The sequence below is a fragment of the Blautia sp. 210820-DFI.6.14 genome (assembly GCF_020558815.1).
Classification (GTDB): Bacteria; Bacillota; Clostridia; order Lachnospirales; family Lachnospiraceae; genus Blautia_A; species Blautia_A obeum.
This window is the reverse complement of the sequence record NZ_JAJCKS010000011.1, coordinates 50,373-74,214: the sequence shown is the minus strand read 5'-3', so window position 1 is coordinate 74,214 and position 23,842 is coordinate 50,373. Positions and strand designations below refer to the sequence as shown.

21 protein-coding genes are annotated in these 23,842 nt (G+C 44.4%); 1 reads left to right on the top strand and 20 read right to left on the bottom strand.

What is annotated here, in order from left to right; all coding sequences use genetic code 11:
* Positions 1 to 4: 4 nt before the first annotated feature.
* The 15 genes from LI112_RS10005 to srtB form a co-directional block, all read right to left on the bottom strand.
* The gene (locus LI112_RS10005) at positions 5 to 1,672 is read right to left on the bottom strand and encodes a procyclic acidic repetitive family protein (protein ID WP_227190655.1); all 1,668 of its coding nucleotides are present in this window, start codon (positions 1,670 to 1,672) and stop codon (positions 5 to 7) included.
* The gene (locus LI112_RS10000; RefSeq protein WP_227190654.1) at positions 1,672 to 3,027 is read right to left on the bottom strand and encodes a DUF4430 domain-containing protein; all 1,356 of its coding nucleotides are present in this window, start codon (positions 3,025 to 3,027) and stop codon (positions 1,672 to 1,674) included. The genes LI112_RS10005 and LI112_RS10000 overlap by 1 nt, the downstream gene beginning before the upstream one ends.
* The gene (locus LI112_RS09995) at positions 3,028 to 5,352 is read right to left on the bottom strand and encodes a transglutaminase domain-containing protein (RefSeq protein ID WP_055056322.1); all 2,325 of its coding nucleotides are present in this window, start codon (positions 5,350 to 5,352) and stop codon (positions 3,028 to 3,030) included.
* Positions 5,265 to 6,452: a DUF58 domain-containing protein gene (locus LI112_RS09990; RefSeq protein WP_118197918.1), complete on the bottom strand. Its 1,188-nt coding sequence runs from the start codon at positions 6,450 to 6,452 to the stop codon at positions 5,265 to 5,267. The genes LI112_RS09995 and LI112_RS09990 overlap by 88 nt, the downstream gene beginning before the upstream one ends.
* Complete coding sequence (locus LI112_RS09985; protein ID WP_117627909.1) at positions 6,449 to 7,384, bottom strand: MoxR family ATPase; 936 nt, start codon at positions 7,382 to 7,384, stop codon at positions 6,449 to 6,451. Before LI112_RS09985 ends, LI112_RS09990 begins: the two co-directional genes overlap by 4 nt.
* A 15-nt stretch (positions 7,385 to 7,399) precedes the next feature.
* On the bottom strand, positions 7,400 to 8,368 hold the full coding sequence (locus LI112_RS09980) for a prenyltransferase/squalene oxidase repeat-containing protein (protein ID WP_227190653.1): 969 nt from the start codon (positions 8,366 to 8,368) through the stop codon (positions 7,400 to 7,402).
* Positions 8,365 to 9,117: a sugar phosphate isomerase/epimerase family protein gene (locus LI112_RS09975; protein ID WP_117627907.1), complete on the bottom strand. Its 753-nt coding sequence runs from the start codon at positions 9,115 to 9,117 to the stop codon at positions 8,365 to 8,367. The genes LI112_RS09980 and LI112_RS09975 overlap by 4 nt, the downstream gene beginning before the upstream one ends.
* Positions 9,114 to 9,992 carry an ECF transporter S component gene (locus LI112_RS09970; protein ID WP_055056317.1) on the bottom strand — a complete coding sequence of 293 codons (879 nt, stop codon included), beginning with the start codon at positions 9,990 to 9,992 and terminating at the stop codon, positions 9,114 to 9,116. The genes LI112_RS09975 and LI112_RS09970 overlap by 4 nt, the downstream gene beginning before the upstream one ends.
* Entirely contained in the window at positions 9,971 to 11,704 is a 1,734-nt protein-coding gene (locus tag LI112_RS09965; protein ID WP_055056316.1) for an ABC transporter ATP-binding protein, read from the bottom strand. The genes LI112_RS09970 and LI112_RS09965 overlap by 22 nt, the downstream gene beginning before the upstream one ends.
* Positions 11,701 to 12,750, bottom strand: coding sequence for an energy-coupling factor transporter transmembrane component T (locus LI112_RS09960; RefSeq protein ID WP_171030246.1), 1,050 nt, complete (start codon positions 12,748 to 12,750; stop codon positions 11,701 to 11,703). The genes LI112_RS09965 and LI112_RS09960 overlap by 4 nt, the downstream gene beginning before the upstream one ends.
* The gene (locus LI112_RS09955) at positions 12,737 to 13,273 is read right to left on the bottom strand and encodes a DUF4430 domain-containing protein (RefSeq protein ID WP_055056315.1); all 537 of its coding nucleotides are present in this window, start codon (positions 13,271 to 13,273) and stop codon (positions 12,737 to 12,739) included. The genes LI112_RS09960 and LI112_RS09955 overlap by 14 nt, the downstream gene beginning before the upstream one ends.
* Entirely contained in the window at positions 13,266 to 14,144 is an 879-nt protein-coding gene (locus LI112_RS09950; RefSeq protein ID WP_055056314.1) for a leucine-rich repeat domain-containing protein, read from the bottom strand. The genes LI112_RS09955 and LI112_RS09950 overlap by 8 nt, the downstream gene beginning before the upstream one ends.
* Before the next feature lie 242 nt (positions 14,145 to 14,386).
* Positions 14,387 to 14,578: a DUF951 domain-containing protein gene (locus LI112_RS09945; protein WP_117753661.1), complete on the bottom strand. Its 192-nt coding sequence runs from the start codon at positions 14,576 to 14,578 to the stop codon at positions 14,387 to 14,389.
* 23 nt (positions 14,579 to 14,601) lie between these two features.
* Entirely contained in the window at positions 14,602 to 15,330 is a 729-nt protein-coding gene (locus tag LI112_RS09940; protein ID WP_227190652.1) for an NAD-dependent protein deacylase, read from the bottom strand.
* Between the two features lie 2 nt (positions 15,331 to 15,332).
* Positions 15,333 to 16,229, bottom strand: coding sequence for a class B sortase (gene srtB, locus LI112_RS09935; protein WP_319638638.1), 897 nt, complete (start codon positions 16,227 to 16,229; stop codon positions 15,333 to 15,335).
* 251 nt (positions 16,230 to 16,480) lie between these two features.
* Between srtB and LI112_RS09930 the strand changes: the two genes are divergently transcribed.
* Positions 16,481 to 17,713, top strand: coding sequence for a 6-phosphofructokinase (locus LI112_RS09930; RefSeq protein WP_227190650.1), 1,233 nt, complete (start codon positions 16,481 to 16,483; stop codon positions 17,711 to 17,713).
* 104 nt (positions 17,714 to 17,817) lie between these two features.
* On the opposite strand, the gene LI112_RS09925 is transcribed toward LI112_RS09930, so the two are convergent.
* The 5 genes from LI112_RS09925 to fba all read right to left on the bottom strand — a co-directional run bounded on the left by LI112_RS09925 (position 17,818) and on the right by fba (position 23,786).
* On the bottom strand, positions 17,818 to 19,215 hold the full coding sequence (locus LI112_RS09925) for a uracil-xanthine permease family protein (protein ID WP_055056311.1): 1,398 nt from the start codon (positions 19,213 to 19,215) through the stop codon (positions 17,818 to 17,820).
* 239 nt (positions 19,216 to 19,454) lie between these two features.
* Positions 19,455 to 21,143: a S8 family peptidase gene (locus tag LI112_RS09920; protein WP_227190649.1), complete on the bottom strand. Its 1,689-nt coding sequence runs from the start codon at positions 21,141 to 21,143 to the stop codon at positions 19,455 to 19,457.
* Between the two features lie 100 nt (positions 21,144 to 21,243).
* The gene (locus LI112_RS09915) at positions 21,244 to 21,999 is read right to left on the bottom strand and encodes a prolipoprotein diacylglyceryl transferase (protein ID WP_227190648.1); all 756 of its coding nucleotides are present in this window, start codon (positions 21,997 to 21,999) and stop codon (positions 21,244 to 21,246) included.
* Positions 21,996 to 22,829: an arginase family protein gene (locus LI112_RS09910; protein WP_055056308.1), complete on the bottom strand. Its 834-nt coding sequence runs from the start codon at positions 22,827 to 22,829 to the stop codon at positions 21,996 to 21,998. Before LI112_RS09910 ends, LI112_RS09915 begins: the two co-directional genes overlap by 4 nt.
* Before the next feature lie 93 nt (positions 22,830 to 22,922).
* A complete protein-coding gene (gene fba / locus LI112_RS09905; protein ID WP_005424805.1) occupies positions 22,923 to 23,786 on the bottom strand; it encodes a class II fructose-1,6-bisphosphate aldolase in 864 nt (287 codons plus the stop codon).
* Positions 23,787 to 23,842 lie beyond the last annotated feature (56 nt).

The following is a 23,842-nucleotide window of genomic DNA, read 5'->3' as shown; positions in this document are numbered from 1 at the left end:
TTTCTCATCGCTGCAGTGATGGATTCCTGTTTTTCATTTTTCTGAAACTTCGTCTTGCTCCTGTCCAAAAGATCAGATAAATGAGGCCTGCCAGTGCAAACACAGATAATACCTTTGTAAGGAATCTCATATGTGTCCACGTATTCGTAACTTTACTTCCCACCAGTTCCGGAATGCTCTTCTCTTTCTTTTCCGAGGAACCCGAAATAACTCCGGATGTTTTATCCTTCTCTTTATTTTCTGTCAGATCATCCGTTGATGCCTCTTCTGTCTTTTTATCTGTTTTGTTGTCGTTCTTCTTTTTTGTGGAATCCTTTTCGTTTTTATCAGACTTTCCGTTTTTTCCGGAATCTTTTTTATTTATTCCGGCATAGGCGGTGAGTTTTTTTTCTTTATTCTCTTCTTCCGATTCATTTTTTCCGTTTTTTCCGGAAGAAGTACCTTTTCCACCAACCGTTTTCAGGTTTGCCAGAGAACCTTCTCCGTTATTTCCTTTACCCGGAAGTGTCGCTTCACTTTTATTTCCACCATACCCCGGTCTCTGTACAACCGAGCCGGAGTTTCCACTGCCTGTCGGATTTTTCTTTTTTATATCCGGAATTCGGATCACCAGAGGATTGCTGACATTTCCGGCATCGTCCTTTACTACGATTATGATATCTTTTGCACCTTCTGGCAGTCCATTAAGCGTCAGTGTATCTGTTCCTGCCAGGACCTCCCGTCCTTCTTTTGAGGTATCCGGATTCTGATGTTTCTTTCCCGCATCTACGATACGGTAATAACACTGTCCTCTTTCACTTGTCTTATATACCACAGATGCCTCACTTGAAGATACCCTGCTTGCACTGACTTTTTTGAGTACAGGAGCTGTTTTATCTGTGATTTCAAGTGTGAGATAATAATCTTTTCTGGTTCCGTCCTCAGCAGTTACCTCCAATCTTACTCTGGCTTCTTTTTCCTGAGCACCAAAACAGATTTTCCAGTAAGTATGCCCTTCTTCATCCTGCGTTTCCCTGATTGTCTCATCCTGTTCGACAGTAGAATATTTCACACCACTTAATGCATAGACTTTGATCTGGGCATGTTCCTCTTCTGCTACGGGCCAGATATTCAGGCTCTGGCGTTCGCCGTCATAAACAGCTTTGTATCTGTCCCAGTCTTTATTTAATGCAGGATCCAGTTTCAGGATTCCCTTCCCCCAGGTATCAGAGCTGGAGATATACAATTCTTTCAGATCTGTATTATTACTTTTGACCTCCGGTGTCACGGAAGGTTCCGGTGTTACCGATGGCTCCGGTGATTCTGAAGGCTCCGGTGATTCTGAAGGCTCCGGTGTAATTGCTGGCTCTGGTGTTTCTGAGGGCTCCGGTGTCACAGATGGCTCCGGCGAGGGTGCTTCCGTCGGTTCCGGCGTTTTGGTCGGTTCTGGTTCTGCCGGTGGAGCTACTGGTTCCGGTTCCGGTGCTTCCGTCGGTGCTGCCGGTTCCGGTGTCTCTGCCTCTGTCGGTGCTGCTCCTTCCCCCTCGGTCTCCTGCGTGGTATCTGCGGCATAAACCTCCATGGAAAGAGCAGCATTCAATTCCATAGCTCCTCCTCCAACCAGAAGTCCTGCAGAAAGGGATCCAATTATGAACTTTTTAATGATCGGTCTTTTTATTGTGTGTTTTTTCATTACCAGTCCCCCCATACTTCACCGTCTGATCCTACTCCCAGGTCCGCTCCTGAATAAAGCGTAAAGCGAAGTCTTACTTCATCACCGTCTCCCGGGAAACAGGAAGACATTCCTACATTCATATATTCACCATTTACAAAATACATCCAGCCGGAATTCATGGTAAAATCAAATTCACCGATCCAGTTGGCATCATGGCTGGACAACTGACAGTTTACTTTTTTCAGATGTTCCATAAGATCATCCGGGATCGCTGCTCCTGATGCAATGCCGCCTCGCCCGATGGCTTTCAGGTAAAAGCCACCTGTCGCACTTCCATTATTTCTCCAGTCAAATCCTGTATTCTGTAACAGTCTGAGAACGACCGAGGAAAGCTGTTCTCCCCGATAATAGTCAATCGATGTTGCCGGAAGGATCGTACCAAGTCCAATCGTTCCCGCCTCAATACTGACCGTAATGCTGCCGGCCGGTTCGTCCTGTCCATCCTCCCCTTTATAAATAGTAAAGGTCGGAAGTGTCGTACTCCATCCTTCCTCATCGGTCGCTTTAATATTGACCGTGTTGCTTCCTTCATTCAGGTCCAGTCGGTATGCAAAAACTCCCGTCGACGGTTCACCCTTTGAAGAAAGCCGTTCTCCGTTTCCATATATCTCCAGTGAAGTGGACGGCAGGCTGTTTCCATACCAGTCTGTGGCCTGTACATAAAACGTACGATAGTCACCATTTACTGTCTCACCATCCGTCAGATCTGTTGCGATCTCCGGATAATGGTCTTCTTCCGGCTCCTGTGTTGGTTCCGGGGATGGCATTGGCGTTGGACTTAACGGGAGCTGTGCTCCCTCCTGATTCCTGTCATCATTCTGATCCGGAGCTGCCTCCTGACTGCTATCGTCCTGTTCTCCTGCATTATCATATTGAATGGTATTCTCTTTAGAATCATCATTCCATTCACCATCCGAGTCATCTGCCGATTTCTGCTCCTGGTCTGCCTTCTGTTCATCCTCATTCTGACTTTCCGGCTCCGGTGTCGGTGTTGCTTCCGGCGTGGCAGTCACTTCTGCCTGCTTCTGCTCTTGCGGTTCAGCCTCTTCGTCCTTCGTATCTTCCAGTAACTGCGCCTGTTCTCCAAAGGATTCCTCTCCTGCGGATATGTTATCCTGTGCACCGGCATAGGCATAACCTTTTCCAAGATATCCCTTCAAAGAACTTTCACTGCTGACTCCCTGAACGGGATTTTCTTTTTTTTCTGTTTTATAGTTCCGGATTCCTGTAAACAATACTCCTGCAAAAAGCACAAAACAGGCCAGAACGATCAGAACAGATATGATTTTTCTGTTGTTTTTCTTTTTATTCAATTAATACAACCTCTCAATATATTTCATGATCCAGTTTTCATACCAGTTTTTTGCTTTTTTCAGTTCTGCTTTCATCCGGCCGATACATATCGCCGTATTTTTTCGTTCTTCCTCTGATACCGCATGTGGACTGAATGCTGCACGCTGCCCGATCCTGCTGATTTCTCTGTACTGACGCTGTACTTCTTCCGAATACAGATCTGATCCGTGCGCATAGAGAACTCTTGCATAGCCTGCCATGGCACGTACAGCCAGTCGCTCATCTGCTCCCGTAAAAAGCTTTTTACGGCGATAATTTGCCCGGATCCGAAGGCCACAGACAGTCAGGATAAATACAAGACAGAATGTGTCAAACAGTGCCAGCAATAAAATCAGAAGTTTCTCTATTCCAAATAAAGCCAGTTTCAGACTCCAGTGTGTCTGGAGATTTTCTTCTGCCGGAGGTTCCGATTCTGCTTCCGGAATTGATGCGGCTTTCGCACCTTTTGCCTCCAGTCCTGCGGTAAGATCCGCTTCCTTCATGACTGAATAATATTCCGGTGTCATTTCTACAGGCACCCAGCCCAGACCGTCGATATAGATCTCAGTCCATGCGTGTCCGTTCTTTCCGGAAATCTCTACAGTGTCTCCTGCTTTTTTATCTTTGATATCCTCCGGTGTGATCAGATATCCTTCTACATACCTGGATGGAATTCCATAATACCGGAACATCAGTGCTGCCGCTGTTGCATAGTGAACACTGTGGCCGATCTTTGATCTGGAAATAAAATTTTCTGTAAAATCACCTTTTTTTGTATATACATCTGTTGCCGTACTGTAGGTCATATTTTTTTCCAGATATGCACGGATTCGGGAGATTGCAGTATAATAATCGGTATGTCCCTGCTCCCTGTTTCCACCGTCTCCCAGTTCTTTTCGGAATAATGTCTCCAGTGAAGCCGGAAGCTCTGTGTCCTGACTGTACACAAATGTATTATAATAACTTTCATCTTCACGATAAGCAGTGTCATCGCCCTGTGCCAGCGCCTGATAGATTCTTGCCCCAAGCACCGTAAAATCTTTTACAAGGTTTTTATTTGTCTGAAAGCTGTAATTTTTCTGTCCAAAAAAACCTTTTGCTTCCAGCATGCTGTCGGTAAGCGATGTCTCCCCTTCATAACCGGACGGAAGTTCTGCCATTTCATATGGAGTATAGAGATATTCACTGTCTGCCTTTACATTTTCAATCGAAATCCCCGAAATCTTATCGGAAAGTGTATCATCTTCCACAAGACTTCTTGCCTGATTCAGCTGTGTTTCTCCGTAGAATCCATCCTGATGCAGCCAGTAAAACAGATTTTTCTGTTTATAGGCATCTTCTGTATCAATGCTCTTCCAGGAAGAACCATCATACACACTGCCCGTAAATCCACGAAGATAAAGTGACTCCGGATCTTCCATGGTCACTTTCAATGCCGTCTCATCCGATGCTGTCCACGCTCCACATTTTTTCAGCTGTCCATCCGGCAGGGAATTAATTTTTCCTTTTCTGTACCGGAGATCATTCACCGCATTCAGGGCTTCCTGCTTTGCTTCTGCAACAAGTTCCGAAGACGCATAATCTGCCGCCGGCATGATCTGTCCCAGAAAGACTCCTGCTGCCATGAGTACCAGACCCGTAAGGATGCCTCCAAACCAGAAGGCCCTGCTGCTCTGTTCACTGTATCGCTTTCTGCCGGAACGGGCCAGAAGATAATTGATCTCCAGAAAAACTCCCATATAGAAAGCCACGCCGACTCCACTTTCCGGTTCCTTCCCTGTCAGCACCATCATAAATGGAAGTACAAAAATTTCTAAAAATACCAGTACATAGATGCGAAATCTCAGGATGAGAAATCCGATGACCGCTGCTGCCATTCCCAGGTAAATAAGAAAAACCAGTCGGGCTGTATCTTCCGCCATAATGTCTGCAGTATCAAAACGGGTAAAATAAATTCCGGCTCTGCTTCCAAATGTATCTGCCACGGTATTCCAGTAAAGTGCAAATCCATCCAGAATCTGTCTGTACAGAAGAAACAGGCCTCCTGCAGTCGCCGCTGCCACGCCGCCTCTTATGTAAATGCCGCATTTCTCCATTCGTTCTGTCACAGAACAGATCAGTGCGGTCAGAAGTACGCTGCCAAGAAGCGGCATCATCTGTCCGGATTCCGTCAACAGCTCAAGCACAAGCCAGAGTCCTGCTCCGGCAGTCAGTCCGATCAGCGCAGTTTCCAGCAGGATATCTGACAGCTGTTTTCTGTATTTTGTTTTTGACTGTCTTCTGGATTCTGTGATCCGTATTTCCATGTGATCTGCTCTCCTTTATTGTCCCCACTGCTCACTCCGCAGCCGATTACAGTAACTTCTCCTTTTTGTTTCAGAAGCTCTGCCTCTTTATCTTCCGGATCTCCGGTTATATAAATATAATTGGCAAAATTCTGTGCTCCCGGATTCTTAAGATATTCCTGTACGGTAACCGGCGTCTTTTCGTCACTTCCGTATCGCAGGAAACCATACAGGACATGTTCATGGTCTTCTTCCTTCCGGACTTTTTCCTGCCGAAATTTACCGGTGCTTCTGTCATAAATTCCAACCTGACACGGGATTTTCTTTTCCATAAAATCTCTTAAAACAGCAGACAGGACTTCTGCCACTGTCTCAGCCCTTTTGGAATCACGTTCCGTCTGAAACGCTTCTGCCAGGATCAGTACGGTATCATCTACCGGAAAACTTTTTTCCCGGATCATGATATCATCCAGCTTACCGGAAAGCTTCCAGTGAATCTGCCGGATACTGTCTCCCGGCTGATATTCCCTGATGTCATAGGTTTCTCCCGGGTCATCTCCCGGACGGTTTCCTGAATAACGGAAGCTTTCCATATCAAAGCCCTCTCTTGTGAGGAAGGAAAAATCTCTGTTCTGTTTTTCCGGCATGATAACAGTAGCACCTTCTGCCACAGCCTTCCGCTTCACGTAAAACACATGAAAAAAGTCGCTGCATCTCCAGTCGGAAAATGTCACTTTTATACATCCGCACCAACCGCTGCAGGCCTCAAACTCTATTGTCCGTTTTTCCCTGCTGCCAAGAGAAAAGGCGATCGGAATCTCACCATGTTCACCAGTAAAAAGATTCTCCCATAAAATCTCTCCTCTGCCCCCGAATACAGGCCATGCTGACTGATTCTTAAGGGTCATTCTGCCCCGGAAATTTTCATTTCGCTCCGCTGCTCTTGGCACGGATAATTTTATTTCTGTTTTTCTGCCGCCCAGACTGGTGACTGCTGCCGATAAGAGCAGCAGTAATGCAGAAAGCAGAAGCACTGCCGCCATCAGCCATGAGCCTGTCACTACTGTGGCTCCGGCCATGCCGATCAGCCACAGTAGCCACATGATCCTGTTCTTCATCATCCTTCTACCTTTGGTTCCGGAACACTGTCCAGAATTTCATCCAGAATTTCGCGTGCTGTTTTTTCCTGATATCTTGCTTTTGAATCCAGGATCATTCGATGTGCCGCTACATCTTTAAACACATCCTTTACATCCTGTGGAACAACATAGTCCCGTTCTTTCATATAAGCAGCCGCCTTTGTCATCCTGCATAATGCAAGAGTTCCACGTGGGCTTAAGCCAAGTGTGATCAGTTCATGGTCTCTGGTAGCCTCGGCAAGCTTTGCTATATAATCCAGCACAACATCTGCCACGTAAACTTCCTGGACTTTTTTCTGTAAATTCAGCACTTCTTCTCTGGTCAGCACTGTCTTTGCATGTTCAAGTGGATTGACCTTCTGCCGGTCTCTTAAGAGTTCTACCAGACTCTGATGATCCGGATAGCCCATACTCACACTGATCATAAAACGGTCCAGCTGGGATTCCGGAAGAAGCTGTGTGCCGGATGATCCCACCGGGTTTTCTGTTGCAATAACCACAAACGGAGCCGGAACGGTATGTGTCTCACCGTCTACAGTCACACGTCCCTCCTCCATTACTTCCAGAAGTGCTGACTGCGTCTTACTGGAGGTACGGTTGATCTCATCTGCAAGAAGAAGATTGCACATGACAGCACCCGGACGGTAAAGGAACTGTCCGCTCTGTTTGTCATACATCGTAAAACCCGTTACATCCGAAGGAACAACATCCGGTGTAAACTGGATACGGTTAAAATCCATTCCCATAAGACGGCTCAGTGCCAGCGCGGTTGTTGTTTTACCAACTCCCGGAACATCTTCCAGAAGAACATGTCCCTTTGCCAGAACTGCCATAAGTATTTTGTCTGTGATTTCTTTTTTTCCCTTAATGATCGTCTCCAGCTGTTCCTGGAGTTCTGTTATTTTCTGCGGCACTGTTTTTTCCTCCGTTTATCTGTGGTCTGTCATATCAAAAAAACTATTTTTCTTATTCTGGTAACGCTGATAGGCTACCATCGCGCAAAATGCCTGGTCTGTTGCCATCGGGTCACTTTCTCCGTCCAGAATGTGCTTGAAGCTTCCGTCTTTCTGGCAAAAAGTCATCAGTGTATCGTAAAGTCCTTTTCCATCCTTCTGGAATCGTTCATCCTCATTACAGTCTACACCAACTGCACTGAGTGCGATCACAGTCTGTGAAATGGATTCTGAGCTTTTTGCTCCGTAAGCAGTATAACCGCCATCATCATCCTGCGTATCTGCCAGAAACTCCACACCTTTATCAATCACTTCTTTTACATCGTTTTCATCCTGATACGGTTTCAGACACTGCAGCGTCATGGCTGTCAGGTCCACATCACCGTTCGTGGCATTGTCATCCAGTGAAAATCCGCCATCGTCTTTTTCCTTCTCTACAATATAATCCAGATATTTCTGCTCCAGTTCTCCGTCTTTATTCGCATCCGGATTATCTGCGTTTAAAGCCATCAATGCATAAATCGCACCATTGAGTCCCTGTGAGACTACAGTGTCAAAATCTTCCAGCGGCTTCTCAATATCATATCCGCCGATATCTGTCGGATCTTTTCCGATAGATTTTAAAGCCAGAACTGCCCTGGAGTACTCTGTATATCGATTTTCGCTGAGTACGCCTTCCTGTTCTTTAACTCTTTTTTCAACATTCGCGCGGTATTTTTCAAAATAGTTTTCATCTACCTCTTCCCCTGAACGGGCCAGCGCCATGACGGTCCATTCTCCGCCAAGTGCATCCGAAGCCGGATCTTCGACTGTCTTCATTTCATAAGAAGCAGTTTTTTTCAGGGCATCCTCTAATTTCGGAGTTCCATCGCCACAGCCCGTCAGCATTCCCGCTGTCATAAACAGTACAAGGATCTGACATCCTCTCTTTTTCATTGTATTCATAACAATCCCTCTGTCTTTATTTTCTGTATGCAAAGAAGTACATCTTCTTTATGTGAACATTCGATCGTCCATGTCCGCTCTTTCGAAACAGGAAGCAGCTTTAACACCTCATGATACGGAAGTGTTCCTTTTCCGAGTCCCAGATGCGAATCTCTGTCACCTGCGTTATCATGTACGTGTACATGACCGATATACGGAGAGAGCCCCTCTGCCCATTCCATTACCGGAATCTCCGAATAACAGTGTGCATGTCCCATATCCAGACATAATTTAAATTTCGGATGATCCACCTTCTTATATACATCCAGAAGAAGACACCAGTCCTCATCCAGAACGTTTTCCATTACAATCTCCAGATCATCTTTATCTTCCAGAAATTCTGTAAAAAAGCGGCTCACCTGATCTGCCCAGCCTTCCCGGTAATACACACAGGGAATCATTCCGGAATGATATACGATCTTTTTTGCCCCCAGTTCCAGTCCTGCCTGATAACATTGTGTAAACCTTGTCATCGTCACCTCACGGATCAGACTGTCAAAAGCAGCCGGATTCAGATCCAGAAACGGTCCATGAAGTATCAGCGGAGGATTTCCCATCTTTTCCAGTTTTTTCTGATATAATTCTATTCTCTTTCCCAGATGATCCAGATTATCCGAAATGGAAAAATCAATACTTTCCACTCCTGTTCCGGTCTCTGTGACCAGTCCTTTCATCTCTTCATCTGGAAGCAAATGACTGATATAGATCAAATGATTTCCTCTTTCTGTGACTCTATGAGTCCATATTTTTTCTTGATACGTTCCAGTTTCTCCAATAGTGGTCTGCTCAGGAACCACAGAAAAATAACCGTAGATAAAGCATGTACCAGGTCCACCGGAGCACCCGAGATATAAAAAGCCAGAAGACTCTGCCATGTTATCGTTCCATAAGCCATCAGCGCACTTGCCGGATTCATGATTCCTCCATAAATAAGGAATACACTCAAAAATCCGAATATACAGAGATCTGCTTTGCGGGCTTTCAGAATTCCTTTCTGATACAGGATTCCTGCCAGAAAGCCGATCATCCCAAACGCAAACATCTGCCACGGAGTCCATGGTCCCTGTCCCATAAACATATTGGACAGCATCATGATCAGGCATCCTACAAGGAAACCTGCCTCGCCGCCAAACGAAATACCGGTCAGGATCACGATCGCAGCAACCGGCTTAAAGCTCGGCACCATAAAGAATGCAGCTCGTCCGGCTACACCGATGGCTGCCAGTACAGAGATCACCATGATTTCTCTTGCCTTCGGCTTCCGTCCTTCAAACATCATAAAGAACGGTATCATTGCCGCTATGATCACGATCAGGCTGCATATGAGATACTTTCTTCCATGAAAATATCTCACTGAAAGATACAGAAGAAGCGGTACGACCAGAAGCATCAGTACAAGTGCAAACCAGGTTCTTCTGCTTACCTTGCCTTTCCGTTCCATCTGCCGGATGATCATCCCATCAGCCGGAAGTGCATATTCTTCCAGATTTTCCTCTGATATTTCCTGCTCTGCCTCTGTCTGTGCACTCTGACTGTCCTCCCAGAATTCATCCAGGAACTGATCTAATTGCTTTTCTGTAAGCATGTGATCACATCCTTTCCGGTAACAGCATCCGGGAACAGCTGTCGTGCCATTCGGTTTGCGGCCGTCGTATAGAAGTTATTTCCGGAAAAAAATTCTCTTGTGTTCTGGCTGGTCACAACATTTCCCTCAAAGAAAAGTCCGACTCTGTCAGCATACTCTGCAACAAATTCCACATCATGTGAGATCATAAAGATCGTCAGGCCATGCTGCTTCAGTTTACAGAGTATTTTCCCTATCTCTTCTTTATATTCCGCATCCATTCCCTTCGTCGGCTCATCCATCAGAAGGATTCTTGGTCTGAGCAGAAGGACCTTCGCAAGAGCAAGTCTCTGCTGTTCACCACCGCTTAAGTCATATGGATGCCGGTCCAGCAATCCTTCCAGTCTGGTCAGACTGACGATACCCTCGATTGCTTTTTCCTTCTTCATATGGATCTGGTATTCCGCAGACTGCTTTTCTTTCTTTCCTCCGATCACGGAGTACAGATCTTCGAGCACTGTCTTCTTAAGAAAAATGCTTTGTGGATTCTGCGGCATGACTCCCAGGCATCCGCAATACAGTTCCCGGTCTTTAAAAGAACGGATATCACGGCCTTCCAGTCGGATCTTACCCCTGTAGGGCTGTCTCACGCGACTGAGCAACGACAGCGTCGTACTCTTACCGGTCCCATTACCGCCTACCAGTGCATAAAACTCACCTTTTCGAACTTCCAGTGACAGATCCCGCACCACATCCGGGCTGTCCTTCTCATAACGGAACCAGACATCTTTCAACTGGATCGCCGGATTTTTCCTGTTGTCTGGGTCTTGTTGTTCTCCCTCCCTTACAACAGTCAGAAAATCCACATTGATCTTTTCTCTTTTTTCCTCTGTAATGTTCTTTTCTCTACAATAACGTTCCAGCCACTGACGCCCTTCGCTTACAGTTAACGGACAGGTATCTCTGCTATCTGTCGCACCATAGATCTGCATAGGAACAGGCATCGAAAGAAACATTCCATGCTTCTGTTCCCGAAGTGCAGCTCCGATCTCGCGCGGACTGCCTTCAAGAAATACATTGCCTTTATCCATCACAAAAGCTTTATCAGCATAAGGAACGATGTCCTGCAGACGATGTTCTGTAATGATCACTGTCGTTCCAATGTCACGATTGATTTTTTTTACCGTTTCCAGGAAATCCGATGCCGCGATCGGATCAAGCTGGGAAGTCGGTTCATCCAGAATCAGAAGCGACGGATGCATTGCCATGATCGCTGCCAGATTGAGGAGCTGTTTCTGACCCCCGGACAGTTCTTCCACTCCTTTGTAAAACCACTGGTGAATTCCAAAATAACTCGCCATTTCTGCTACCCGAAGACGGATCGTAGCATTATCATATCCAAGGCTCTCCAGACCAAAGCTGAGTTCATGCCAGACTTTGTCCGTCACAATCTGGTTGTCCGGATTCTGCATAACAAAGCCGATTTCCTGACTCTGCGTCCTATGATCGATTTCTCTGAGTCTTTTTCCTTTGTACAGGATTTCTCCAGATGCTGTGCCATGCGGCATAAGTACACTTTTGAGATGACGAAGAAGTGTGCTTTTTCCGCATCCGCTTCGCCCACAGATGACATTTAAAGTTCCTTCCTGTATGCTCAAATTTACCTGATCAAGTACTTTGCTGGAACAATCCGGATATGCAAAACAAAAATCACGTATTTCTACAATATTCATAAACTTTTTCCTTCCTGTTCCAGTCCTTTATATTCCTGATTATTGTATATAAAATCCACTTCGTCCAGTTCTTCGTAGATCTGGCGGTAAGTCATGCCGATCTCTGTACCGATCTGTTTCCTGCTCTGACTGAGCTTCCAGTTTTCATAAAGCTCCAGAAATACCGGAATGAAGCAGAAAATTCCGAAACAGATATATGTGATGATTGCAAACTGCGGAGATACTTTTACCGGAGCCGTATAACCCTGAAAAGAAAATCCTGCCATTACGATCCGCGGATCATACACCGCGTAAGCCGCTCCACCGGCACATCCAACTGTAAATACCGCAAAAAGTCCGCCCATCACAGCCCCAAGGAAACAGTCTCTTCGGGTAAGTCGATAAATTGAAAAAGCCGTTCGTCCATGCAGCCCATATCCTCTGCTTCTCATGGAATCAGACGTCTCAATTGCATTTTCCAAAGCCCATGTCACAAGGATCGACACCATCTGCAAACCATATTTGATCCGGTTCAGGACGGTTCCTTCTGAAACATCACGTCCCATCGCCTTTTGACCATTTCGTATCACTTTCAGCTGACGCAGAAAACGCGGGACAAATCGAAGTGCCATAGACAATACCAGTGAAAGTGCCGGTATTATTCTGCCAAACAAGTAAATAAATTTATCACTTGTCATCACTGTATTGTAGCAGGAAAACCACTGTATCACGATAAACATGACTGCACCAAGTACAAGGCCATAGACAAGCGCCTCCAGAGTGATCCAGTTACCGCTGCTTTCTATATAATAAAGCATCGTCACACCATAATGATTAAACATAGGATTCAGCAATGCTATGATCAGAAGTCCCGGAAGTGTCAGCAGCAATCCCTGCTTCAGGGTCTTTCTCCATCCATTCAGCAATCCTCCGTATACAAATGCACCCGCATAAGAAATCCCAAGAAATACCGGATGCTGGTTAAACATTGTAAATAAAAGTGCCACCGCAAAATAAAAGAAGTTTAATAGCGGGTGGCACATGGAAAAGGAATCATTTTCCTTCATATTTATCTCCTACATCAGATCCAAGATTGCAGGTATATCTCCATTCAACCTTATCTCCATCTTTTAAATTGTAACTGGATGCTCCATAATTTGGATATTCACCATTCACACTGTACATCCATCCCGAATTCTTACCGCAATCGAATTCGTAAAGCTGATTGATTCCCTCCACATAATAACTTTTATACAAAGGGGTATATCTGGAAGCCATATGGATTCCTTTTTTTCCGCAGATCTGCTTCAGAACATCAAATGCAGTCTCTCCGCCTTTAAAAGAGACTTCTGTTTCTTTAAGGATCCATCCATCCGAAGGAACAAATTCTTTTTTTGTTTCTTTCAGATCTTCCATATTATCCAGAATGCTGGAACATTCAATGGAAATGGTACATTTTCCGTCTTTCCATTTCTTTCCGGCACCACACCCTGTCAGGCAGACAACATTTAATACCAACAGCATGCAAATCAATACCGAAATTATTCTTTTCCTTTTTACTGAGGCTGCCCTCTGTCCGATCTTATCCATCTAATTCCTCTGAAAGCTCTACATACTCTGTCTGAAAGCCATATTCCTGTGCATATGCATCGATTCTGCTGCCCTTCTGACATACAATCGTACAGCTTTTGTTAATGATCCACGGTCCGATTTCGTCAGGATCATGAAAAATCTCTATGCGCTCCAGTCTGCTGCATCCGTGAAATGCCCAGCGGCCAATCGTCCGCACACTTGTCGGTATATAAACAGTTCTGAGGTTTTTGCATCTGAAAAATGCACTGTCACCAATGATTTTCAGATTTGTCGGAAGCTCAAGTTCTTCTATTCCGCAAAAATAAAAAGCCTCTTCCCCAATCTCTGTCACCGAATTCGGTAAGTTGATTTCCTTCAGTTCTTTACAACGGTAGAATGCTCTCTTTTCTATGCTTTTGACTGCCTCTGGGAGACAGACTCTCTCCAGTTTCGTACAGGAGTCAAATATTCCCTCTGAAATCACTTTACATTTACTATTTTTTTCAAACTCAGCAACTTTCAGATTACTGCATTCCCGATAACACTGTGCTCCAATCCGTTCCAGATTATGTGGAAAAACTACTTTTCGGAGTCGTCGGTTCCCCGCAAACCCTCTTCTTTTGATTTCTACAAGGCTTTCCGGGAACTCTACGGCTTTCTGGAACTGACATCCTTCAAATGCCTGTTTTCCAACTACACGACAGCCTGCCGGAAGAGTCACTCCGTGCACTTTCCCATTATTCAGGAAACACTTATCTCCTATATAAATATATTCATCCGGTATCTCCCCCGCTGTACCGATTCTTCTGCTCCGCTCATTCTGCGCTGTATATGTACGGATATCATACCTTTTCTGATTCCATCCTGTTTCATCTACAACTCTTTCCATTTTGTATTTTCCCCTCTAAAGCAACAAAAACAGAGCCCCATCTCTACCCATGGGTCTCTGTCCTCTATACACCGTGTTTTCTCTGACTTGTACATTTATGCATACTCACAGAAGTCTGTCTTAAACTGTTCCGGCTTCACACCGGATTTTATTAAACTGATTTTTCCAAATCAGACCACGCCTGGTTATTCTTTTTGAAAAGTATACCATCCTGATAAATTTATGTCAATAAATGTATATTTTTAGTTTTCCTTTTTCTTCAGATTCTTTGTATTCTTCTCTACCATCTTACGCGGCACCATGATCATATGCCCGCATCCCATACATTTCAAACGAAAATCTGCTCCCACACGCAGGATTTCCCATTCCTTGCTCCCACACGGATGCCCTTTTTTCAGGGTAACGATATCTCCTACTTCATAGATAAATCCCATGTTTTTCTATTCACCTCATGATATTATTTGTTCACTTTTATCTGTGAGAAAACCTGCCCGATCGGCTCTTTGATGAGTAAATCCGCATTACGGTCTCTCGGCGTGGAAGATTTGTTGATCACAACAAGTGCCTCACCACGGAAGTAATCGATTAGTCCAGCCGCCGGATAGACTGCCAGAGAAGTTCCACCGATGATAAGTACCTGTGCCTGCGAAATTGCTCTCACAGATTCTTCGATCGTATCGTTATCCAGTCCTTCCTCATAAAGTACCACATCTGGTTTGATCATTCCGCCACACTCGCAACGTGGTACTCCTGTACTGTGTTTCATATATACAAAATCGAAAGATTTTCCACAGCGCATGCAATGATTGCGGTAAACACTTCCATGAAGTTCCAGAACTTTCTTACTTCCTGCCATCTGGTGAAGATTATCAATATTCTGTGTGATGACCGCTTTTAGTTTGCCAGCCTCTTCCAGCTCTGCCAGTTTCAGATGAGCCGCATTCGGCTTCGCAGTATCACAGAGCATTTTATCCCTGTAAAATTTGTAAAATTCCTCCGGATGATTCAGAAAGAATGTATGACTCAGGATCGTCTCCGGTGGAAAATCATATTTCTGATGATACAGTCCGTCCTGGGAACGGAAATCCGGGATCCCACTCTCCGTCGATACACCTGCTCCTCCAAAAAACACAATGTTGTCATGCTGATCGATCAGTTCCTGCAGTTTCACGATTTTTTCATCCATGATCATCCCTCCTGTACAGTCACACTGTCTACCGATGCAGCATCACTGTTAGCACTTCCCGCATTCTCACCACTTCCGTCATCCTCGGCATTGACTCTTTTTCCCTGTACAACAAATCGTGTAGATTCATTTCCTGTACAGGTAGACAGTGTTACAATCTTATCTTTGATCGTCAGTTCAGTATCTTCTGTTTTAATATCCGAATAACTCTTGATCTTTTTCAGATATTCTTCAAATTCCTCTCCAGGGCCTTTGAACAATGTATATGTGTCACTGTTCACTCCGGTCGTATATGCAGATATGATCTCATACCGATAATTCTTATCCGGAGTCAGAATCCAGAAGTATCTGTCATTGTTATACAGTTTTTCATCTTCCGTAAATTTCTTCAGATGTCCGAACATTGACCCGTTTTTCATGTTGTGTCCATAAACCAGGGTATTGCAGTCATTGAAATCACTGCCATTTTCGTAATCCACAAAGATTGTTCCTGCGAAATTATAATTCTTCTCGTAGGTCTGATGAAGATATGTCTGATTGTCCTTTCCCTGCACGATCGGATAACTGATATCCGGCAGTGCATCTACGTAGATCCAGCCAATCACATCATCATTTATACTCTTCAGTTTTTCAAAATCAACATCTATTGGCGGTTTCGGCTGTGCGTCCGGTCCTGCTACTTCCGTACTGTCCGGATCACGTTCTGTAACCGCCATTTCTTCAATTGAATTATACTCATTCGTTCCTTTTCTGTATTCTGTATAGATATGATACAGATTGTAGGCTGCATAACAGAACACTGCGATCGCCACAACCAGTGCTATCGTAAGAATCACATCACTTTTCTTTTTTTTCTTCTGTTCAGGCTGTTCCTGTGTACCGTTCTTGTTTTCTTCCATAATCATACTCCTCGTAAAATGGCTTATTCTTATGCTGGAAACACATCCCCTCCAGTATGTACCTGCATGTTTTATATTATACCATATTCTTCTGCACTGTACGTAATCAAATCATTTCTTTTATTTTTTTATCATCTTATCACTTTTGCGAAAAAATGGCTATGAGATTTTCAACAGATATGATAAAATGAACTCATTGTCGTTACTGTACACAGTAACCTATTATCAGTCCAATCGGAGGTATATAATCAATGGCAAAAAAAAATCTTATCGTCGGACAGTCCGGTGGACCGACTGCCGTCATCAATAGCAGTCTCTACGGTGTCGTTTCTGAAGGTCTCTCCCATCCTGACACGATCGAACATGTATATGGTATGGTAAATGGTATCGAAGGCTTTTTAAATGACTGTATTCTTGATTTCGAAGAAGCTCTTCCGGGCGAAGATCTGAACGGACTCAAATCAACTCCGGGCGCCTATCTTGGTTCCTGTCGTTACAAGCTTCCGGAATCTCTGGAGGATCCGGTCTACCCGGCTCTTTTTAAAAAATTTGAAGAATTAAATATCGGCTGGTTCTTCTATATTGGCGGCAATGATTCCATGGATACCGTCAGCAAACTTTCACGCTATGCCGAACACATCGGAAGTTCTATCCGCGTAATTGGAGAGCCCAAAACCATCGACAATGATCTTGTACACACCGATCATACTCCCGGCTTCGGAAGTGCTGCGAAATATGTCGCTTCCACTGTCCGCGAGATCACAACCGATGCCAATGTATATGAAAAGAAATCTGTAACGATCATCGAGATCATGGGACGGCATGCCGGATGGCTGACTGCCGCCAGTGCACTGGCCCGCAAATACGATGGAGACAATCCGCTGTTTATCTATCTTCCGGAAGTTGCTTTTGATCAGGATGTCTTCCTTAAGGATCTGGAGAAAGCATTCGAAAAGAACTGTAATCTGATCGTATGTGTCTCCGAGGGAATCCATGACGCAGATGGTACTTTTATCTGTGAATATGACAGTTCCGTAGGAACCGATACTTTCGGTCACAAAATGCTTGCAGGCTGCGGCAAATATCTCGAAAATCTGGTACGCAGCCGTCTCGGTGTCAAAGCCCGTTCCGTTGAACTGAATGTCAGTCAGCGCTGCTCTGCATCTCTGATTTCTGCCACAGACCAGAAGGAAGCCATAACTGCAGGAAAGTTTGGTGTTCAGGCTGCTCTTAACGGTGAAACAGGCAAAATGGTATCTTTTATCCGCCAGACAGACTCTGAAGGTAATTATCAGATGGTATGCGGACTTGAAGATGTCAACGCAATCTGCAATGAAGAAAAAACAGTTCCACTTACATGGATCACTTCTGACGGACATGATGTCACAGAAGATTTCATCCGTTACGCCCGTCCGCTCATTCAGGGAAATATAGAGATTCCTCTCGGCGAGGACGGACTGCCAAAATTCGTATACCGAAAATAAAATGCATCCTCTCGGAGCGTTTGGGGCTTTATTGGAATATTACAAAGTAATTTCTTATAAAGTCCAAAATCTCCACTCCCGATTGACAGAGAGTGGAGATTTTATTATTCCTGTTCAAATTCTTCATGATCCTGCTGGATCTTTTCTTTTACTTCTTTCTTTAATTCTTTTTCGTGTTTTTTTTCATCGCGGCTCTTCGGAAGAATAATATTCAGAACAACAGCGATCAGCGTTGCAAGCACCACCGGTGATTTTCCAAAAATAGTAGTTACCCAGTCCGGGAAACTGGCAAGTGCAGCAGATGCCTGAGAGACACCAACTCCAATTGCAGCGGCAAGTCCGACAATGGAAGAATTTCTGTAATCCATTTCTGCTGATGCAACCAGCTTCATTCCTGTCATAGCTATCGAAGCAAACACAGAAACAGTTGCTCCTCCGAGTACACATTGCGGAATAGTGGTAAGAAGTGCCGAAAATTTCGGTACGATTCCGGCAACTCCAAGAATTGCTGCAGCCAGTCCAAGTACCCAGCGATTGATAACTTTAGTCGTTGTTACGATACCAACATTCTGACTGTAAGTCGCTGTCGGAAGTCCTCCGAGCAATGCCCCCAGAATATTTGTCACGCCATACGCCATGATGCCGTTCTGCAGTTCTCTGTCCTCCGGAACTCTGTCCATTGCTCCAATCGTTGTCGCAGAGTAATCTCCGATGGCCTGTACAGAATTAATGGCAAACAGAAGCCCGATCGCAACGCATGCAGAAATCTCAAAATGGATTCCAAAATGCATAAACTGTGGAAGCTGAAATACTTTTGCTTCTCCGACACTTGAAAGATTTACCATTCCAAAAGGAATCGACACCACATATCCTACGAGAATACCGATCAGTATCGAAGCAAGCTTCAGGATTCCCTTTCCAAAATGATTCAGTGCAGTAACAACGGCAAGAGTCAGAAAAGCAACCACCCAGTTCTGCCATGAACCATAATCAGGGTTACTTGTTCCGCCCGCCATATAGTTAATTGCTGTCGGATACAGGGAAAGTCCAATGGTAAAGACAACTGTTCCTGTGATCAGTGGTGGAAAAAATACCCGGATTTTTTTTACCAGGATTCCCATAACAAAAGCAACAATGCCACCTATGATCTGCGCACCAAGAATCGAACTGATTCCATAACCTTCTGCAATTGCCTGCATACTTGGTACATAAGCAAAACTTACCCCCATGATCATCGGCAGTCCTGAACCTAAAGTAAAACCATTCTTCTTTCCAATCGGAAAAAGCTGAATCAGGGTTGACAATGCGGATACAACCAGAGATGCCTGTATCAGGATAACTCTGTCTTTTGCACTCAGGCTATTTCCGCCAACAGCACCTGCCACAATGATTGCCGGTGTTACACATCCTACGATCATGGCAACGACATGCTGCAGTGCCAGCGGAAGTGCTTCCTGAAACTTCGGGATACCATTCAGTTCAAAAATACTACCTCTTTTCATGATTCCTCCTGCCCGGTTTTCAATATTGTTTTCTCATCTGTGTATTGAAAATCCTTTTTCTGACTGTAATTGCTCGAACAGTCTTATTTTTTTAGTAATTATAACAAATTTAAGGCTTAAAAACAATTCGTAAGCCTTAAATATTTTGCTGTCATAGATACTAAAGTTTACTGCCTTTTTTTGTATACTTTTTCTCAATACTCAAATTAGCTAAACAATATTTAACCAATCCTATCTTTTCACGTCAGCAACTCAAACGTATGATACAAGTCTACTCTGCCATATCCCCACTCCGGGTTGGGATAGACCTCCCCAGCCTCTCGCACTGCACCTCTGCTCAGATAGTGTTTTACACTGTTTCCAGTAAAATATGGCTCATTTCCCCGGACCAGTGCCCACTCAAAAAGGAGTGCTGCGATCCCCGCCGTCTGTGCGGCTGCAAGACTTGTTCCGGTAGCCGGTGCAAACTCCTTTCCCGGACCGATTGAAGCCGTCAGAATTCCTACCCCTGGAGCAGCAAAATCGGGTTTTACGATATTTTCTGCATTGTATCCACGGCCTGCCTGAATGAACAGGCTGTTATCCCGATGCTGATATGCTGTGACGGTCATCGCATCTTCAGTATCTCCAGGAGCAGTGACCGTATAATCCGGTGATGACTGCAAAAAATAGGTTTCATCAGAAATCATCCCTCTTACCGGAAGCCATATATGAAACCTGCTTTTTCCCGGTATTTTCTCTTCCACCAGAAACTTCCAGATTCCCGATGCTGGATGCTGAAATCGAATAAAGATCAGCGTGTTTCCTGTTCTTCTTTCAATTGGCACATAATTCACCAGTACTTTTGTTTCTACAAATACAAAAGACAGTTCCTGCGTTCTGTTCTTTAAAGATGTGCTGACTGACAGTTTTTCCCCTGTCGGTGACTGAATCGTCATATAATAAGAACCGGGAGAGTCCCCCCAGAATTCTGTCATAAATCCTCTGGTACTCTCCCGGTCACCAACTCGTAGTTCTACAGTATCTTCTGTATCATTCGGTCCAAATTCTCTCAAATAATGGTGTCTGGCCGTTCCTTCATTTCCGGCAGGAACAGATACTGCGTTCTGTGTAAATGCTGCAATACTATTTATATATTCATTCAAAGGCCCTTCTCCCTGATGTGCCCCCATACTGGTTCCAAGGCCTATACAAATGGAAAGTGGCATCTGCTGTTCCTGGGCGATGCGCAGCACATAAGAAATTGCCAGCATAATATCATCTTCCTGAAAAATATCAGTATCACGCGGTAAAAGATAAAAATCCCGAAGATAATTTTTTGCCTGCTTCAGCTTCACAATTACAAGTTCTGCCTCTGGCGCTGCCCCGCAAAAATTTTCTTTTTCGATACGATATCCGGCAGCCGTTGCTGCACTTCTCGTCCCATGTCCATTTGTATCACTGGAAGGCACGATTTCCCATGGATTTTCTGATGCAAGCGCCTGTTCAATCTGTTGTCGGCTGAACTCTCTTCCAAACGGAATTCTGCCATCCGCTCCCCCTTCCAGTGTCTGATCCCAGATACTTAAGATCTTACTTTGCGCACCATTATGAAATGCCGGATGAAGATAATCGATTCCAGAATCAATGACCGCAACCAAAGTTCCCTTTCCCTGCAATTTGAGATATGGATGGTTATGCAGTCTTGTCACACCAGATGCACTCAGTACACCTGTGTCCATATATGTATAGCACCGTGGTATGGATGAGTAGGAATAACTACTCAGTTCCAGTTCCGGCACTTCCTTCATCGGTACATACAAAATCCCGAACAGATCATTTACGATCTGAAATGTCTCATCAGACTCGTAATCAAAACCACCCTGTGTATTCTGTTTATATCGGATAATAAAATTTTCATACTGTTGATTCTGTGCCGGTACAGGCATTATACTCACGCTCCGGTCATTTCGGTCTTCCTTACTAACCTATGGCCGCAGACTATTTTTTATACTGATAAAATCAAACTCAAAAATCCGTATTTCTGATTTAATCTGCCTTCTTTGATCTGACTGCCAGTATCACGATACCTGCTACCAGGATAAACAAACTGATAAACTGCGAAGTAGAAAGCATTCCCACACTTCCCCGAATCAGATCACCCCGGAAAAATTCCAGGACAAACCTGCCGATACTGTAAAAGATCAGATAACAGGCGGCCACCTGTCCATCCTTTTTTTTATGCTGCGCAATATAAAGAAGGATTCCAAAATGCAGAAAATCCAATATACTGGAATAAATCTGTGTCGGAATCAGCGCCACATGATTCGGTGCAAAATCTGAATTCTGAAATGTAATAGAAAATATGCTATTTGTCTCACGACCATAGCAGCAGCCTGCCAACAGGCATCCGATCCTTCCAAATCCCTGCGCAAGTGCCACAGATGGCATCACCAGATCAAAGTATTTCCAGAAATCTGTTTTTTTGATATAGCAATACAGACAACCCGCCAGAATCCCGCCGATAATACCTCCATACACAACAAATCCATCTGAAATTGTATCCAGAATATAATGTGGATCCTGCACAATACTTCTCCATTCCGTGATCCAGAATAAAATTTTTGCACAGAACAGTCCTCCCAGCAGGCACCAGATCACTAATGAAAAAACATGGTCCCGGTCCAGCCTCTGTCTCTTTGCTCTGTAATCTGTAACGATCCAGGCAGCAATCACACCCAGTGCGATCATAAAGCCATATCCATATACCGTCAGTGGTCCTATAGTAAACAGTTCATTTCTCATATATCCTGTCTCCTCTCCCGGATCTGCGGAAAGTATTTTTTCCACAATTCAAGAAGTTTCTGATTCGCCCTGTCATTCAATAGATTTCTCTCGCATGCATCAGGATCACATTCTCCACAGATATCCATTCCCAAAATCTGCTGTTGTTGCAGCACGATTTCCAGAAACTTTTGAAGTTTCTCAAGGCTCATATCACCCTGGCTCCATGTTGTTGACGCATCTGCTGTACACAGCACATCTTTATCCACGGAAATATACATTGGAAGATCTGCACGCAGATTCCTGAAAAATGTATTCTTTTCCTCACCTGTCATTGCCAGCAACTTTTCTCTGGACAAAAACTGTACTTTCTGCTGAAATTCCGGTTCAACCTGCGTATAGGCCTCTTCATCCGGTCCAACAAGAATTACCTCTTGCAGCATCGGTACTTCTTCCAAAGATGCCGCAATCCATCCACCACAGGATAAAAGGCCTCCAAAGGCCGGCAGTTGCATATCCGTATGATTATCAAATACCAGAAGCCGGAATGGATGTTCCATCTTTGACAGCCACAGCCGGCTTACATAATGATAATTTCCTGAATCAATGAAATGTATACCATTTCCCGTATAGTTCTTTATATCATCCAGTATCCGGTTTTGCGCTTCCTCATCACAGTAACAGTTACTTCCCGGTAAATCCTGTACCTCCAACCAGGATATATCTTCCTGCATTTCTGCATGGTTCCGGTAAAACTGCTGTTCTTTGTAAATTCCGGAAAAATTCATGATCACAATTTCATTGTTCTCTGTTCTGTTTTGTTCTTTATTAATAGTCTTATTTTCTGCCATAGAAACATCTTACCATGAAAATGCAAAAAAAGGAACCAGTGTCTGGAGACACTGATTCCTTTATTCTTTTCTACCTTATAAAAAGTGTACTTCTCAGGCTTTGTTAACGGATCCGAAAAGTTCCATTTTTTCTTTAACTGTAGCTTTGATTGCTTCAGTTCCTGGAGCAAGAAGTTTACGTGGGTCAAATCCTTTACCCTGCTCGTCCTTGCCTTCTTCGATATATTTACGTGTAGCTGCTGCGAATGCAAGCTGGCATTCTGTATTAACATTGATCTTGGATACACCAAGGTCGATTGCTTTCTTGATCATGTCTGCCGGGATACCTGTACCACCGTGAAGTACAAGTGGCATATCTCCTGTCAGCTTCTGGATAGCATCCAGTGTCTCAAAGCTCAGACCTTTCCAGTTAGCCGGGTATTTACCGTGGATGTTACCGATACCTGCTGCAAGGAAGTCGATACCAAGATCTGCAACCATCTTGCATTCCTTAGGATCTGCACATTCACCCATACCTACTACACCATCTTCTTCGCCACCGATAGAACCAACTTCTGCTTCCAGAGACATTCCATGCTCTGCAACGATCTTAACCAGTTCTTTTGTTTTTTCTACGTTCTCTTCGATCGGATAATGGGAACCATCAAACATGATAGATGTGAAACCGGCTTCTACGCATTTCAAGCATCCTTCGTAGCTGCCGTGATCCAGGTGAAGTGCAACCGGAACTGTGATATTGAGTTCCTCGAGCATTCCTTTCACCATACCAACAACAGTCTTATAACCTGTCATGTATTTTCCTGCACCTTCGGATACACCAAGGATAACCGGAGAGTTGAGTTCCTGTGCTGTAAGCAGGATTGCTTTTGTCCACTCAAGGTTGTTAATGTTGAACTGACCTACTGCATAGTGACCAGCTTTTGCTTTTTTCAACATTTCTGAAGCGTTTACTAACATGATAAATTCCTCCTAATCTTTTTGGGCGGTATTACCAAACCCAAATTATAAGTCTA